Source organism: Comamonas terrigena NBRC 13299, assembly GCF_006740045.1.
Taxonomy (GTDB): domain Bacteria; phylum Pseudomonadota; class Gammaproteobacteria; order Burkholderiales; family Burkholderiaceae_C; genus Comamonas; species Comamonas terrigena.
Genome location: NZ_AP019749.1, coordinates 1,714,249 through 1,729,714, shown reverse-complemented (window position 1 = coordinate 1,729,714; position 15,466 = coordinate 1,714,249). Strand labels below are relative to the sequence as shown.

Annotated in this window: 13 protein-coding genes and 1 pseudogene; 10 read left to right on the top strand and 4 right to left on the bottom strand. The window is 65.4% G+C overall.

All coding sequences use genetic code 11. The features are described 5' to 3' along the window. The first annotated feature begins 22 nt into the window (after window positions 1-22). From acnD to CT3_RS07965, 3 genes are all read left to right on the top strand, one after another. On the top strand, window positions 23-2,653 hold the full coding sequence (gene acnD, locus CT3_RS07975; RefSeq protein ID WP_066535237.1) for a Fe/S-dependent 2-methylisocitrate dehydratase AcnD: 2,631 nt from the start codon (window positions 23-25) through the stop codon (window positions 2,651-2,653). A gap of 47 nt (window positions 2,654-2,700) precedes the next feature. Next, entirely contained in the window at window positions 2,701-3,960 is a 1,260-nt protein-coding gene (gene prpF / locus CT3_RS07970) for a 2-methylaconitate cis-trans isomerase PrpF (protein WP_066536147.1), read from the top strand. A 151-nt stretch (window positions 3,961-4,111) separates the two neighbouring features. Further along, window positions 4,112-4,972, top strand: coding sequence for an isocitrate lyase/PEP mutase family protein (locus CT3_RS07965; RefSeq protein WP_066535240.1), 861 nt, complete (start codon window positions 4,112-4,114; stop codon window positions 4,970-4,972). Between the two features lie 14 nt (window positions 4,973-4,986). Here CT3_RS07965 and CT3_RS07960 read toward each other — a convergent pair whose 3' ends face one another. Further along, entirely contained in the window at window positions 4,987-5,880 is an 894-nt protein-coding gene (locus CT3_RS07960) for a LysR family transcriptional regulator (RefSeq protein ID WP_066535243.1), read from the bottom strand. A gap of 116 nt (window positions 5,881-5,996) precedes the next feature. Here CT3_RS07960 and metE point away from each other — a divergent pair. Both metE and CT3_RS07950 read left to right on the top strand, forming a co-directional pair. Further along, window positions 5,997-8,305: pseudogene (gene metE, locus CT3_RS07955) on the top strand (5-methyltetrahydropteroyltriglutamate--homocysteine S-methyltransferase). Window positions 8,306-8,519: 214 nt separating this feature from the next. Continuing rightward, the gene (locus CT3_RS07950) at window positions 8,520-8,990 is read left to right on the top strand and encodes an OsmC family protein (protein ID WP_066535245.1); all 471 of its coding nucleotides are present in this window, start codon (window positions 8,520-8,522) and stop codon (window positions 8,988-8,990) included. A gap of 213 nt (window positions 8,991-9,203) precedes the next feature. Here the strand turns inward: CT3_RS07950 and CT3_RS07945 are convergent, their stop codons facing one another. After that, window positions 9,204-9,659, bottom strand: a complete 456-nt coding sequence (locus CT3_RS07945) for an acetyltransferase (RefSeq protein ID WP_066535247.1) — start codon at window positions 9,657-9,659, stop codon at window positions 9,204-9,206. Window positions 9,660-9,957: 298 nt separating this feature from the next. Further along, window positions 9,958-10,629, bottom strand: a complete 672-nt coding sequence (locus CT3_RS07940; RefSeq protein ID WP_066535255.1) for a hypothetical protein — start codon at window positions 10,627-10,629, stop codon at window positions 9,958-9,960. 177 nt (window positions 10,630-10,806) lie between these two features. Between CT3_RS07940 and CT3_RS07935 the strand changes: the two genes are divergently transcribed. Both CT3_RS07935 and CT3_RS07930 read left to right on the top strand, forming a co-directional pair. Beyond that, window positions 10,807-11,208, top strand: coding sequence for a DUF2750 domain-containing protein (locus CT3_RS07935; protein WP_083520384.1), 402 nt, complete (start codon window positions 10,807-10,809; stop codon window positions 11,206-11,208). 365 nt (window positions 11,209-11,573) lie between these two features. Beyond that, a complete protein-coding gene (locus CT3_RS07930) occupies window positions 11,574-12,089 on the top strand; it encodes a GNAT family N-acetyltransferase (RefSeq protein ID WP_066535258.1) in 516 nt (171 codons plus the stop codon). 55 nt (window positions 12,090-12,144) lie between these two features. Here the strand turns inward: CT3_RS07930 and CT3_RS07925 are convergent, their stop codons facing one another. Further along, complete coding sequence (locus CT3_RS07925; protein ID WP_066535261.1) at window positions 12,145-13,029, bottom strand: LysR family transcriptional regulator; 885 nt, start codon at window positions 13,027-13,029, stop codon at window positions 12,145-12,147. A gap of 242 nt (window positions 13,030-13,271) precedes the next feature. Here CT3_RS07925 and CT3_RS07920 point away from each other — a divergent pair, with 242 nt between their 5' ends. The 3 genes from CT3_RS07920 (at window position 13,272) to CT3_RS07910 (ending at window position 15,420) form a co-directional block, all read left to right on the top strand. Then, a complete protein-coding gene (locus CT3_RS07920) occupies window positions 13,272-13,784 on the top strand; it encodes a universal stress protein (RefSeq protein ID WP_066535264.1) in 513 nt (170 codons plus the stop codon). A 125-nt stretch (window positions 13,785-13,909) separates the two neighbouring features. Further along, window positions 13,910-14,884, top strand: coding sequence for a TerC family protein (locus CT3_RS07915; protein WP_066535267.1), 975 nt, complete (start codon window positions 13,910-13,912; stop codon window positions 14,882-14,884). Further along, window positions 14,881-15,420 (top strand): universal stress protein, encoded by a 540-nt coding sequence (locus CT3_RS07910; RefSeq protein WP_066535270.1) that lies wholly within the window; start codon window positions 14,881-14,883, stop codon window positions 15,418-15,420. The genes CT3_RS07915 and CT3_RS07910 overlap by 4 nt, the downstream gene beginning before the upstream one ends. Window positions 15,421-15,466 lie beyond the last annotated feature (46 nt).

The following is a 15,466-nucleotide window of genomic DNA, read 5'->3' as shown; positions in this document are numbered from 1 at the left end:
CGCTGCCACCAGACCCAAAAAAATGAGCACGCCCCAAAGCCCCAACCCCTACCGCCAACCGCTGCCCGGCACCGCACTGCATTACTTTGACGCGCAGGCCGCCGTGGAAGCCATCCGCCCCGGCGCCTGGGCCACCCTGCCCTACACCAGCCGCGTGCATGCCGAAAATCTGGTGCGCCGCTGCGACCCGGCCATCCTCACCGAATGCCTGGGACAGATCGTCCACCGCCAGCGCCAGCGCGACTTTCCCTGGTTCCCGGCCCGTGTGGTCTGCCATGACATCCTGGGCCAGACCGCGCTGGTGGACCTGGCCGGTCTGCGCGACGCGATTGCGGCGCAAGGGGGTGATCCGGCGGCCGTGAATCCGGTGGTGCCCGTGCAGCTCATCGTGGACCACTCGCTGGCCGTGGAATGCGGGGGCGATGACCCGCAGGCCTTCGCCAGAAACCGCGCCATCGAAGACCGCCGCAACGAGGACCGCTTTCACTTCATCGACTGGTGCAAGCGCGCGTTCCAGAACGTCGAAGTGATCCCCCCGGGCAACGGCATCATGCACCAGATCAATCTGGAGCGGATGAGCCCCGTGGTCCACGCCGTCAATGGCGAAGCCTACCCCGACACCCTGGTGGGCACCGACAGCCACACCCCCCATGTGGATGCCCTGGGCGTGATCGCCGTGGGCGTGGGCGGGCTGGAGGCAGAGAACGTGATGCTGGGCCGCGCCTCCTGGATGCGCCTGCCCGAGATCGTTGGCGTGCAACTCACCGGCCAGCGCCCCGGCGGCGTCACCGCCACCGACGTGGTGCTGGCCCTGACGCAGTTCCTGCGCCAGCAGAAAGTGGTGGGCGCCTACCTGGAATTCTTTGGCGCAGGCGCACGCAGCCTGACCATTGGCGACCGCGCCACCATCTCCAACATGGCGCCCGAGTACGGAGCCACCGCCGCCATGTTCGCCATCGACGAGCAGACCATCGACTACCTGCGCCTGACCGGCCGCGAACCGGCCCAGGTGCAGCTGGTCGAAACCTATGCCAGGCAGGCCGGCCTCTGGGCCGATACCCTGGCGCACGCCGAATACGAACGCACCCTGCACTTTGACCTGTCCAGCGTGGTGCGCAACATCGCCGGCCCGTCCAACCCGCATGCGCGCCTGGCCACCACCGACCTGGCGGCCCAAGGCATTGCCGGGCCCTGGACGCAGACCGAAGGCCAGATGCCCGACGGCGCGGTCATCATTGCCGCCATCACCAGCTGCACCAACACCAGCAACCCGCGCAATGTGATCGCCGCCGGCCTGCTGGCGCGCAATGCGCGCAATCTGGGGCTGGCACGCAAGCCCTGGGTCAAGACCTCGCTGGCCCCTGGCTCCAAGACCGTGCCGCTGTACCTGCAGCAGGCCGGCCTGCTGCATGACCTGGAAGCGCTGGGCTTCGGCGTGGTGGCGTTTGCCTGCACCACCTGCAACGGCATGAGCGGCGCGCTGGAACCCGCCATCCAGCAGGAGATCATCGACCGCGACCTCTACACCACCGCCGTGCTCTCGGGCAACCGCAACTTCGACGGCCGCATCCACCCCCAAGCACGGCAGGCCTTTCTGGCGTCGCCCCCGCTGGTGGTGGCCTATGCCATTGCGGGCACCATCCGCTTCGATATCGAAAACGATGTGCTCGGCGTGTTCCAGGGGCGCGAGATCCGCCTCAAGGACATCTGGCCCAGCGATGCCGAAATCGACGCCGTGGCCAAGGCCGCCGTCCGGCCCGAGCAGTTCCGTGCGGTGTACGAACCCATGTTTGCCATCCAGCCCGATCACGGGGCCCGGGAAGCAGCGCTCTATAACTGGCGCCCGCAATCCACCTACATCCGCCGCCCGCCGTACTGGGAAGGCGCGCTGGCCGGTGCGCGCACGCTGCGTGGCATGCGGCCGCTGGCCATCCTGCCGGACAACATCACCACCGACCACCTCTCGCCCTCCAACGCCATCCTGCTGGACTCGGCCGCCGGGGAGTACCTGCACGCCATGGGCCTGCCCGAGGAAGACTTCAACTCCTATGCCACCCACCGTGGCGACCACCTGACGGCCCAGCGCGCCACCTTCGCCAACCCCAAGCTGTTCAACGAAATGGTGCTGGACGCGGCGGGCAAGGTCCGCCAGGGGTCGCTCGCGCGGGTCGAGCCCGAGGGCACAACCATGCGCATGTGGGAGGCGATCGAAACCTATATGCAGCGCCGGCAACCGCTGCTCATCATTGCGGGGGCCGACTACGGCCAGGGCTCCAGCCGCGACTGGGCCGCCAAGGGCGTGCGCCTGGCAGGGGTGGAAGCGATCGTGGCCGAAGGCTTTGAGCGCATCCACCGCACCAACCTGATCGGCATGGGGGTGCTGCCGCTGGAGTTCCTGCCCGGCACCACCCGCCACACCCTGGGGCTGGACGGTACGGAGACCTTTGATGTGCTGGGCCAGCGCCAGCCGCGTGCGCAGCTGACACTGCACATCCACCGCACCACCGGCGCACGCACCGAGGTACCGGTGACCTGCCGCCTCGATACAGCAGAAGAAGTCAGCATCTACGAAGCCGGCGGGGTGCTGCAGCGCTTTGCCCAGGACTTCCTTGCCGAAAACACCCGCCAACGGGAAGCTGCCGCCGCCGTATAAGCACAGCACTACCGAGACACCGCGCCAGAGACACCATGAACCACAGCATGAACGACAGCACCAGCGGCACCCTGCCGGACAGTCCCCGTGACCCACAGCGGTTTGCGCCGCAGATCCGTATTCCCGCCACCTACCTGCGCGGCGGCACCAGCAAGGGCGTGTTCTTCCGCCTGCAGGACCTGCCCGAAGCCGCCCAACAACCCGGCCCCGTGCGCGATGCCATCCTGCTGCGCACGCTGGGCAGCCCCGACCCCTATGGCAAACAGATCGATGGCATGGGCAATGCCTCCTCCTCCACCAGCAAGGCCGTGATCCTCAGCCCCAGCAGCCACCCGGACCACGATGTGGACTATCTGTTTGGCCAGGTGGCCATCGACCAGGCCTTTGTGGACTGGAGCGGCAACTGCGGCAACCTGAGCGCCGCCGTCGGCCCCTGCGCCATCCACATGGGCCTGATCGACCAGGCCCGGATTCCGCACCAGGGCATGGCCACCATCCGCATCTGGCAGGCGAACATCGGCAAGACCATCGTGGCCTATGTGCCCATCACGGACGGCCAGGTGCAGGAAACCGGCGGCTTTACCCTGGACGGGGTGACCTTCCCCGCGGCCGAGGTGGCGCTGGAGTTTCTGGACCCTGCGGATGAAGGTGCGAACGATGGCGCAGACAGCGGCGGCGCCATGTTCCCCACCGGCCATCTGGTCGACAGCCTGGATGTCCCCGGCGTGGGCCGCCTGGCCGCCACCCTGATCAACGCCGGCATCCCCACCATCTTTCTCAACGCCGCAGACCTGGGCTACACCGGCTGCGAGCTGCAGGACGCCATCAACAACGACCCCGCCGCACTGGCCCGGTTTGAGACCATCCGTGCCCACGGCGCCCTGCGCATGGGCCTGATCCAGCGCCTGGAAGACGCCGCCACGCGCCAGCACACCCCCAAGATTGCGCTGGTGGCCCCTGCACAAAGCTACACGGCATCCAGCGGCAAAGCCATTGCCGCCAGCGACATCAACCTGCTCGTACGCGCCCTGTCCATGGGCAAGCTGCACCACGCCATGATGGGCACCGCAGCCGTTGCCATTGCCACGGCCGCCGCCGTGCCCGGCACCCTGGTCAACCAGGCGGCAGGCGGCGGCGCACGCAACGCCGTGCGCTTTGGCCACCCCAGCGGCACGCTGCGCGTGGGCGCCGAGGCGCAATGCACCAACGGCAGCTGGCAGGTCACCAAGGCCTTGATGAGCCGCAGCGCCCGCATCCTGATGGAAGGCTGGGTGCGCGTGCCGGGTGACGTACTGAACGCCCGCTGAAACCGCGCTGCACAACCGATCCCAAGATCCCTCGCGCCACCGGCCCGGCGGCCCGGACCGGCACACCCCACCGTACCCAGTCAACGCAGAAGCAACCGCAACAACCCCGGACAAAGCGGGCGCCGAAGCAACCACCGGAACCCATATACACATGAACCCCAAGCAACAACTCGCAGCCCTGGCCCTGGCCCGCCGCGGCGTCCTGGTGCCCGGCGCCTTCAACGCCCTGTCGGCCCGGCTCATTGCCGACCTGGGCTTTGAAGCCATTTACGTCACGGGCGCCGGTGTCACCAATATGTGGTTCGGCATGCCCGACCAGGGCTTCATGGGCCTGAGCGACATTGCCGACCACACCGCCCGCATCCGCGACGCGGTGGAAGTGCCGCTGCTGGTGGACGCCGACACCGGCTTTGGCAATGCCGTCAACACCTACCACGCCGTGCGCACCCTGGAGCGTGCCGGGGCCGACTGCATCCAGCTGGAAGACCAGGTCTCGCCCAAGCGCTGCGGCCACTTCAACGGCAAGCAGGTGATCGAGACCAGCGAGATGCTGGGCAAGATCAAGGCCGCCGTCGACGCCCGCCGCGACAGCGGCACCCTCATCATGGCCCGCACCGACGCCGCAGCCGTGCACGGCTTTGAAGCTGCCATCGAACGCGCCCAGGCGTTTGAGGAAGCCGGTGCCGACATCCTGTTTGTCGAAGCCGTCACCCGCGCCGAAGAAGTGCGCGCCCTGCCCCAGCGCCTGCACGCCCCGCAGCTGATGAACATGGTCATCGGCGGCAAGACCCCGCTGTTCAATGCCGATGCGCTGGGCCAGCTGGGCTTTGGCTTTGTGCTCTACGCCAACGCCGCCCTGCAAGGCGCCGTGGCCGGCATGCAGAAATGCCTGACCGTGCTGCGCGATGCGCACCAGGTGGATGAAGACCCCGCCATCGTGGCCCCCTTCCTGGAACGCCAGCGTCTGGTGAACAAGGACTTCTGGGACGGGCTGGAGCAGAAATACCAGTAAGGCACCGCTGACGCTCAGACCGCGCTGAACGGCTCGCGCGCCAGCGCAATAAAGGCCTGCAGGTAGTCGATGTCCATGTCCGCCTCGCGCGCGCCCAGGTGGATCTGCTTGGCAATGCCTTTCTTGCCCAGGCGCACGGGCACCACCGGCATCTTGCCGGCGTACTCCAGCGCCAGCCAGCGCGGCAGCGCCGCCACGCCCCGGCCGCTGGCCACCATCTGCAGCATGATGTCGGTGGTCTCAATGGTCTTGTGCCGGCGCGGCGCAATGCCTGCGGGCAGCAGAAACTGGTTGTAGATGTCCAGCCGGTCGGTGGCCACCGGGTAGGTGATCAGCACCTCGCTGCCCAGTTGCCGGGGCAGCACATAGTCCGCCTGCGCCAGCGGGTGCTGGCTGGAGACCACCAGCACCTGCTCGTAATCGAACACCGGCACAAACTCCAGGCCCGGCTTGTACAGCGGGTCCGGCGTGACCAGCAGGTCGATCTCGTAGCCGAACAGCGCGCCAATGCCGCCAAACTGGAACTTCTGTTTCACGTCCACTTCCACATCGGGCCAGGCCGCCAGATAGGGCGAGGCGATCTTCAGCAGCCACTGGTAGCAGGGGTGGCATTCCATACCGATGCGCAGCGCCCCCCGCTCTCCCTGGGCGAACTGCTTGAGCCGGGCTTCGGCCAGGTCCAGCTGCGGCAGCACGCGATTGGCCACGGCCAGCAGGTACTGCCCGGCCTGCGTCAGCCGCAGGCTGCGGCCTTCGCGCAGCCAGATATCGGTGCCCAGCTGGCCTTCGAGCTTTTTCATACTGTGGCTCAGCGCCGACTGCGTGACGCACAGCACATCGGCCGCTGCGGTCAAAGAGCCTTGTTTTTCAACCTCTTGGAGGATGGCGAGATGGATGCGCTCCAGCATGAATGAATACAACTCATGGATATGTGAGATTTAACCATTTTACTTCATGGATATCGGTCTCTAGCATTCGCCCCATTGCTTGAACGCACAACGCTTGACGACAGGAGCAGCATTCCATGACCACCATCCACAACCTCGGCTTTCCGCGCATCGGCGCCCAGCGTGAACTCAAGTTCGCGCTGGAGTCCTACTGGAAAGGCGAATCCTCCCGCGATGCACTGAAACAGCTGGGCGCCGAACTGCGCGCACGCCACTGGGCCAGCAAGGCCTGGACCTGGTCCCCGTGGGCGACTTCGCCTTCTACGACCAGGTGCTGGACATGAGCTTCACCCTGGGCAACCTGCCCGAGCGGGTGCAGGACTTCCATGGCGACCCGCTGGACAACTACTTCCGCGTGGCCCGGGGCCGTTCCGTCCAGGGTATGGAAGCGCATGCCCTGTGCTGCGGCGGCGTGGCCGCCGGAGAGATGACCAAGTGGTTCGACACCAACTACCACTACATCGTGCCGGAGTTCACGGCCGCCACCACCTTTCAGCTGGACGCCTGGCGCCTGCTGGAACAGCTTGCCGAAGCCCGGGCACAGAACGTGAACGCCAAGCCCGTCATCATCGGCCCCATCACCTACCTGTCCATCGGCAAGGCCAAGGACAACAGCAACAAGCTGGACCTGCTGCAGCGCCTGCTTCCGGTCTATGCCGAGCTGCTGGAGACGCTGGCTGCACAGGGCGTGCAATGGGTGCAGATCGACGAGCCCGTGCTGGTGACCGAGCTGGACGCCGACTGGCAGCACGCCTTCAACCTGGCCTACCACCACCTGAAGGCCAGCCGCCTCAAGATTCTGCTGGCCACCTATTTTGGCGAACTGGGCGACAACAAATACCTGGCCGCCAACCTGCCCGTGGCCGGCCTGCACATCGATGTCACCACCGGCCGCGACGATGTACAGCAACTGCTGGGCCTGCTGCCCCCGCACAAGGTGCTGTCGCTGGGCGTGATCAATGGCCGCAACATCTGGAAGACGGACCTGGCGTCGGTACTGGACTGGCTGGAGCCATTGGCCGAACGCCTGGGCGATCGCCTGTGGATTGCCCCCAGCTGCTCCCTGCTGCATGTGCCCGTGGACCTGAACAGCGAGCACAAGCTGGATGCCGACGTCAAATCCTGGCTGGCCTATGCGCTGCAGAAGCTGGGCGAATTGCGCGTGCTGGGCCAGGCGCTCACGCAAGGCCGCGCTGCCGTCAGTGCCGAACTGGCAGACAACGCCGCCGCACTGGCCGCCCGCCGCACCTCGCCGCGCGTGCACAACCCGGCCGTGCGTGCCGCCGTGGCCCGCATCAGCGCCCAACTGGGCCAACGCCAAAGTGCCTACAGCGTGCGTGCCGCCAAGCAGGCGGCGCTGCTGAAGCTGCCGGCCTTCCCCACCACCACCATCGGTTCCTTCCCGCAGACGGCAGAAATCCGCCAGGCCCGCAGCGCCTTCAAGGCCGGACGGCTGGACAGCGCCAGCTACCAGGCGGCGATGCGCGCCGAGATCGAACGCAGCGTCCGTGAACAGGAGGCCCTGGGTCTGGACGTGCTGGTGCACGGCGAGGCCGAACGCAACGACATGGTCGAATACTTCGGTGAACAGCTTGACGGCTATGCCTTCAGCCAGTTCGGCTGGGTGCAGTCCTATGGCTCGCGCTGCGTCAAGCCGCCCATTCTGTTTGGCGACATCAGCCGCCCCCGCGCCATGACGGTGGAATGGATACGCTATGCCCAGTCGCTCACCGCGCGCCCCATGAAAGGCATGCTGACCGGCCCGGTCACCATCCTGAACTGGTCCTTTGTCCGGGATGACCAGCCCCGCGCCGATTCCTGCTACCAGCTGGCCCTGGCCATCCGCGAGGAAGTGCTGGACCTGGAGCGGGCCGGCGTGCAGATCATCCAGATCGACGAGGCCGCACTGCGCGAAGGCCTGCCGCTGCGCAAATCCCAGTGGCAGCACTATCTGCACTGGGCGGTGGAGTCCTTCCGCATCACGGCCAACGGCGTGGCGGATACCACCCAGATCCACACCCACATGTGCTATTCGGAGTTCAACGACATCATGGCCTCGATTGCGGACATGGATGCGGACGTGATCACCATCGAGACCTCACGCTCGGACATGGAACTGCTGGACGCCTTCGAACACTTCCAGTACCCCAACGAGATCGGCCCCGGGGTGTATGACATCCACTCGCCCAACATCCCCACCCAGCAGCACATCGTCAGCCTGATGCACAAGGCGGCAGAGCGCATCCCCGCCGAGCGCCTGTGGGTCAACCCCGACTGCGGGCTGAAAACGCGCCAGTGGGCCGAAGTGATTCCGGCACTGCAGCACATGGTGGCCGCCGCCCGCAGCCTGCGCTCCGATCCCCGGTTGGCCGCACAGGCGGCGTAAGCAGCGGTGCTGGTGTGACGGTGGCCGGCAGTTGGCGAGCAGGCGAGCCATGCAGGGACAGCGTGGTCTCACCTCTCACTGGCTCGCCCCTCCGCCGCCACAGGCCACCATGCCGACCGTGGAAGCCCTGGGCGGCGGACCTTCGGGAACCGTCTTGCAGCATGGGCAAAATACAAGCCCTCTTCAGCAGCAAGAACTCAGCAGCAAAAAAACCATGACGCACCAGTACCAATCGCACATTGTGTGGACCGGCAACCGTGGAGAAGGCACCTCCGGCTACCGCTCCTATGACCGCACCTGGGACATCGCGATCGAAGGCAAGCCGGTCATCCATTGCTCCAACGACCCCCTGCTGGGCGGCGATCCCGCCAAGATGAACCCCGAAGATCTGTTGCTGTCTGCGCTGGCCGCCTGCCACATGCTGTGGTACCTGCACTATGCCGCCGTGGACGGGGTGGTGGTGCTGGACTACCAGGACACGCCGGTGGGGATCGCAGAACTGGGCCCAGGCGGTGCCGGCAGGTTTGCCAGTGCCACGCTGCACCCAAAGATCACGCTGCAACCAGGCAGCAATGTGGACGTGGCCCACGCCATCCATGGCCGCATTCACGAAGTCTGCTTCATCGCCCGCTCGGTGAACTTCCCCATCACCTACGAACCGGTGTTTGTCTTTGCCGACAAGTGACGCAGAGCACTTCCCGGGAGCCAAGCCCGGCTGACCGGCGTAGCGGCCCGTGTGCCAGGGCTGCCGGCAACTTTCAAAGCAGGTAAACAGCGGACCACCCCATGGCGAGCCACCCGGTCGATGCGTGCTCTCGGCGCGTCTGAATGCAGAGTCTGTTGGTGAGACAAAGGGGCAGCAGTCGGGCGCTGTGCGCCGCCCGCCCCCTGGCGGCCCTTACCGCCCTTCAGCCCCCGGCGTACCGTGTTGCAGATGGATCAGCGGGTAAGGACGCCCTTGCCCATCCAGCGCAGAACGGCCTGTGCGCTGAAAACCCATGCTTTCGTAAAAGCCTACCGCCTGAGCGTTCTGCTCGTTGACATCAGTGGTCATGCCGGCATGCAGCGCCAGCCCGTGGCGCACCAGCGCTGCGCCAATGCCTTGGCCTCTGACAGCAGGGTCCACAAACAACGCTTCCATGTGGCCGTTGTCGATCAGCATGAACGCCAGCGGCCGGTCGTTCCCGTCCACCGCCAGCCACAGCGGGGCGCTGAGCAGAAAACCGCAGACCATGGCATCCAGCGCCACCCGGTCTTCGCGGGTCAAAAAGTCATGGGTCGCATCCACAGCATCACGCCAAATTTCCACGGCGCGCGCGCCGTCATTTGGCCGGGACATTCGTATTGCAGTCATGCCGTGATTATGGGTATAGGCGGGCATGCATCAACGGAAAACAGTTGCCTGCCTGCAGCTGTCTAAAGCATCCGCGCTAGCGGCGGGCTTAGGCTGGTCTGAGTCAGACGCGGGTGACCCGCTGAACGACTGCGGAGGCTGTCACCGGGCATTCGACGGCTGGCTGCTCCTATGACTGGTTTGCTTCCGAGAGCGGGTGCACGGCGATCAGTGGCTGGTGGTGCGCGGGCGAATTACTGGTCAGTCGGGCTGGAAACTGCTCCGGCGGGTTCTGGAGCATCGCCCCCAGAGGCACATTTCAATTTGAGAGCAACGCCTTGGCGGCCTCGATGCGCAGCGACATATCCACATGCGGATCATTCATCACACGCAGCAGGAAGGCGTGCGGATCGCTCTCTTGGCTGACGAGCGGTGCGGTTGTCACAGCAGGCGCGCCGGGCTGCGCGGGTACAGGCGCCGCGCCGAGCCGTCGCATCGCCTCCTGCCAGGCATCGAGCAGGATCGTCTGCTGCCGGGCCAGCAGATCCGCCTGTCCTTCCGCGCCGGGCTCCACATCGAGCCAGGGCGTGTCCTCGAACACCGGGGCGAGGTCTGGGGCCACGAAGGCGGCCCATTGCTCGACGGCCACCTGCTGCGGGGGCAGGATGACCTCGAGATTGGCCGTCAGCACGCGGACGCGTTGCGGGGCCGCTTGAGCCAGCCAGCGCCGGCGTAGCGCCGCGGCGAAGGACTCGGCCTCGGTCGCAGCAACTGGCACGGCCGTAGAGAACCACAGCTGATAGCCGTGGCGTCCATTGATGGCAATGCCCGGCGCCGGCAGGTCCAGCTCGGCCTGAACGCCGCGCCACAGCGCCCCGAGCGAACTCCAGTCGGCCGGGCCGGCCAGCTCGATGCAAAGCGCCCGCACGCTCCCGTCCGGCAGCGGCGGCGGGAACAGTCGGAGTACTTCGTCTTGCAGTCGATTCGTCATCGGCGGCACTATAAGGGATGCCCCCCGGCCGGTCGGCCAACACTCTCCGATGACCTTGATCGACCCACAGCAGTCCTACGCATCGGTGCTACCGTCAATTCATCATTTCTAGAACGACTAGACCTCCGGCTGTAACTTGGTGACAGAATGCCTCACTAATCCAGCGCCAATTCCCATATGGAAAAGTCTTATTCACTCAATCGGCAACAGTTCCAAGCTATATCGGCACTTGCTAGTCATCAGCGTTATCGACATTTCATCGGTCGAGTATCCGACTGGGAATTTGTGTGGGGACTGAGAAATGAAGATGGATGGGTGACAGCCTCAGACAACAGTGGAAATCTTGTGTCCCCTTTTTGGCCACATCCCGATTATGCAACTGCTTGCGCAGGTAGCGAGTGGGCAGGAAATTCCCCAGCGAGCATTGAGATTCACCATTTCTTGAGTCGTTGGCTTCCCGGTATGGAAAAGGACGGCATGCTTGCGGCAGTATTCCCAACGCCAACAATGCAGGGGGTAATCGTTTCACCGCGCCAGTTGCAAAGGGATATTGAAGAGGAACTATCTCACTTAGAGTGAAACAAGTAGTTCGAAATTCCGCTTCTGGCCGAGAGCGCCATTTCGGCCGCACGGGCAACAGACATTCCTAGGGGGTTGGTGCGCCGAGTACCGGCCAGACCGGCTGAATGACTGCTTCACCCTGGTCAGCGGTCATCGTTCTCGGCGCTGCAACAGGCGTACCGATGTCGGCTTCATGTCCCAGACCGTGATCCCGGCTTTCGACCGCGGATGGCGGCACCCGCTGCTTTGCAGTCATTGCTCCCATCAATGCACGTTTTGAGGTAACCGGATACAAAGCTTCCCGACTTTCGCCCCCTGCCGTTTGAACCCGCTGCAATGAGATGTGAGAATGGCTGCCGACCACCAGCAGCCAAGGATGCACCTTGATTTCCGTTCGTCCCATCGCCCCGCATGAATGGCAGAAGTACCGGGATATCCGTCTGCAAGCGCTGCAGGATGCCCCCGATGCCTTTGGCAGCAGCTGGGCGGCGGAAGCAACGCAGGCGGATGAGCATTGGTCCACGCGGATGGCAGCGGCAGCCGCAAGCGATACGGACCGGGCACTTTTTGCCGTCAATGGGGGGACGGTGTGTGGCCTGGTCTGGTGCAAGCTGTCCGTCGCAGAGCCTGGCGTGGCCGATATCTACCAGATGTGGGTGGCGCCCACTGCCCGTGGCCTGGGAGCCGGACGGGCCTTGCTGGACCATGCTCTGGCCTGGGCCAAAAGCCGGGGAGCACAGCGTGTCCGACTGGGGGTAACGGTCGCAGACTCCCCGGCCATGCAGTTGTACCGATCACATGGTTTTGCCCCGGTGGGACAGCCGGAGCCGCTGCGCGCAGGCTCTGCCTTGGTGGCGCAGGCCATGGAACTGAACTGGGGCACGCCCTCTGCACATTGAGGCACGCGGTGGGAGTGGCTCACGGCCAGTGGCTTGAGCCACTGGCAAGGCCGAGCTAACCCCCAGCGGGAAACAGCTTTTGCACCAGCGGGTGCAGCAGCTTGCGGCTGGCGCCGATCGCAAAGAACTGCTCCTCCACCCCCGCGCAATCGCCCAGGCGCTTCACGCCGTAGCGGGTCGTCAGTTCGTCGTGCACCAGGCTTGCCATGGGAAAGACGCCCATGCCCGCCGCGCCAAAGGTCTTGAGCAAGGCGCTGTCCTCGAACTCTCCGGTCACATGGGGCTGTATGCCTTCGCGCTCAAACCACTGGTCCAGCCTGGCGCGCACCGCGGCGTGGGTGGTGGGCAGCAGCACCGGCACCTTGGCCAGCGACTGCGGAAAGCCCCGCCGGGCTGCGGCGTAGAGCGAGGCCGGCGCATACCAAGAGATGGGTGACGCGCACAGCAGGTGGCTGTAAACCTTTAGATTGGGGTTGGGCGGGGCAGCGCGGTCTGCCAACACCACATCCAGCCGGTGCAGCGCCAGGTCCCCCAGCAGATCCGCAAACTCGTCCACCAGGCACAGCAGCCGCAGATGGGGTTCCTGCATCACGGGCTGCATCAGGCTGCGCACCGCCAGCTTGGGCAGTTCGTCGGCAATGCCTACCACCAGGCGCACCGTCGGCGTACCCACGGCATCGTGCACCACCGCAGGCAGTTGCTCGCCCAGCTGAAAGATCTGCTCGGCCTGCCGCATCGCGGCCAGCCCCGCATCCGTCAGCACCAGCCCCCGCCCGGCGGGCTTGAGCAGGGCATAGCCCAGGGACCGTTCCAGCTCGCGCACCTGGGTGCTGACGGTCTGCACCGCCATGCCCAGGCGTTCCGCAGCACGGGCCATGCCGCCTTCCTTGGCGACTACCCAGAAATAGTAGAGGTGCCGGTAACTGAAGCCTGGACCCATGGTTCGGTTTTTCAGAGCTGTGGCTTCCTGATTATCTGCTTCTACAAACCGGCTGCATGGCTATCGTTGGGGACATCGCATGCAGGGAAACACCAAGGGGAAGAACGGGGAGGGATACCTGGGAAGGATGCCGGGCAGCGGCCCGCCCCACCCGCTGCGAACCCAGGACCCATGCGGCCATGGCGCAGGCATGCACCGCCATCCGCTGTGGCACACACCGTGCAACTGCCAGGAGAAAGACCATGCTGAAAGTTCTTGTCCCGTCCGATGGCTCCGCCAATGCGCACTACGCCGTGCGCCATGTGATCCAGCAGTACCAGACGCAGCCCAGCCTGGACATCCACCTGCTGAACGTGCAGCCACCCTTTCCGCAGCTTTTCACCGATTACGCCAGCAGGGGCGACCTGATGGAGTTCCACCAGGAGCAGGCCGCATCCGCGCTGGCCGGCACCCGGCAGCTGCTGGATGCGGCGGCCATTCCCTACACCGTGCACACGGAAGTCGGCAACACCGTGGACTGCATTGTGGACACCGCGCGCCGGCTGGGCTGTGACGGCATTGTGATGAGCACGGCGCGCAAGAGCGCGCTGGTGCGCCTGGTCGAAAACTCGGTGACCAACCAGGTGCTGGCGCGCACCAGCGTGCCCGTGGAGGTGATTGCGGGGGAAGCTGCCACCAGGCTGGAACGCTTTGGCATTCCCGCAGGCGTTGGCGCCGGCGCGGGCCTGGTCGCCTTGTGGATGGCCTCCAGCTGACCCTGTCCGCGCCTGCGGCCGGGGCGCGACCGCCATGAGCGCACCCGGCCCGCCCGGGCATCCCGGCCAAAGCGGCCCTGACGACATACACCGCATAAACGGCACACCCCGCCTGGAGCCTTGGCATGCACACCATTGACACCCTGGCCACCGGCCCGATGTGGATCGGCTTCATCACCTTTGTGTGCGCCATGCTGGCCCTGGACCTGTTCGTGCTGGGCGGCAACAAGGCACACAAGGTGTCGGTGCGGGAGGCCGCAGGCTGGACCGTCACCTGGATGACGCTGGCCACCACATTCGGCGTTCTGCTGTGGTGGTATCTGGATGCCACGGCCGGCCGCGACATCGCCAACCGCAAGGCGCTGGAGTTCTTTACCGGCTACCTGATCGAACAGGCGCTGTCGGTCGACAACATGTTTGTATTCGTGATGATCTTCACCTACTTCGCCGTCCCGGCGGAGCTGCAGCGCCGGGTGCTGCTGTACGGCGTGGTGGGCGCCATCGCCATGCGCGCCATCATGATTCTGGGAGGCATCTGGCTGGTATCCGAGTTTGCCTGGGTGCTCTATCTGTTCGGGCTGCTGCTGGTCGTCACCGGGGGCAAGATGCTGTTCATGCACGGGCACCAGCCCGATCTGGAACAGAACCCCCTGCTGCGCTGGTTGCGCAGCCACATGCGGGTGGCTACGGGCTTTCACGGCCAGGCGTTCTTCGTGCGTATCGACGGGGTGCGCCATGCAACGCCCATGTTCCTGGTGCTGCTGATGATCGAGGCCAGTGATCTGGTCTTTGCCGTCGACAGCATCCCGGCCATCTTTGCGGTGACCACCGACCCCTTCATTGTCTTCACCTCCAACATCTTCGCGATACTGGGTTTGCGGGCCTTGTACTTTCTGCTGGCAGACATGGCGGAGCGCTTTTATCTGCTGAAGTACGGCCTGGCCCTGGTGCTGATCTACATCGGGGGCAAGATGCTGGCCATGCCCTGGTTCCATATGCCGGCGCACTGGTCGCTGGCGATTGTGGGATCGATCGTGCTGGTCTCCGTGTGGCTCAGCGTGAAGCTCTCCGCCCGCAAACCGTCCAAGGGGCTTGTATGAGCGATGCAGCCACACCGGCCACCATCTCGGCCTCTGTCCCGTCCTGTATGCCGGCACCGGATCTGGAGCGGCGCGACAACCTGGGCAGGCTGACATCCCTGGCCTGGTTCGGCGGCCAGACCCGCGCCGCCACCACCAGCACGCGCTGGCTGGTGGCCGTGGACGGTTCCGCGTGCTCTCTGCGCGCGGTGACCGCCGCCGCGCACCTGGTGGCGATGGGGCAAGGGGATGTGCTGGATCTGGTGAACGTCCAGCCCTGGCTGAGCAAGGAAGCCGCAGAGTGCGAACTGGCACGGCGCGGCTGGGCCGCCACCGCCCAGGCGCGCCAGTTGCTGCAAGCATCCGCCACGCCCTGGCAACTGCATGTGCTGATGGGAGAGGATGCCGCCGCCATCGTGGAACTGGCCGAATCACTGGACAGCCTGGGTATCTGCATCGGCTCCCACGGGTGGACGGCCGCCGAAGCCGTGCTGCTGGGCTCCGTGGCCTGCAAGGTGCTGCGCCTGGCCAAGATGCCGGTCCTGATCGTGCGGTGAACCAATCCCGCCCCAGGCGGACGTCACCGTGGCGGGCACAGGCAGT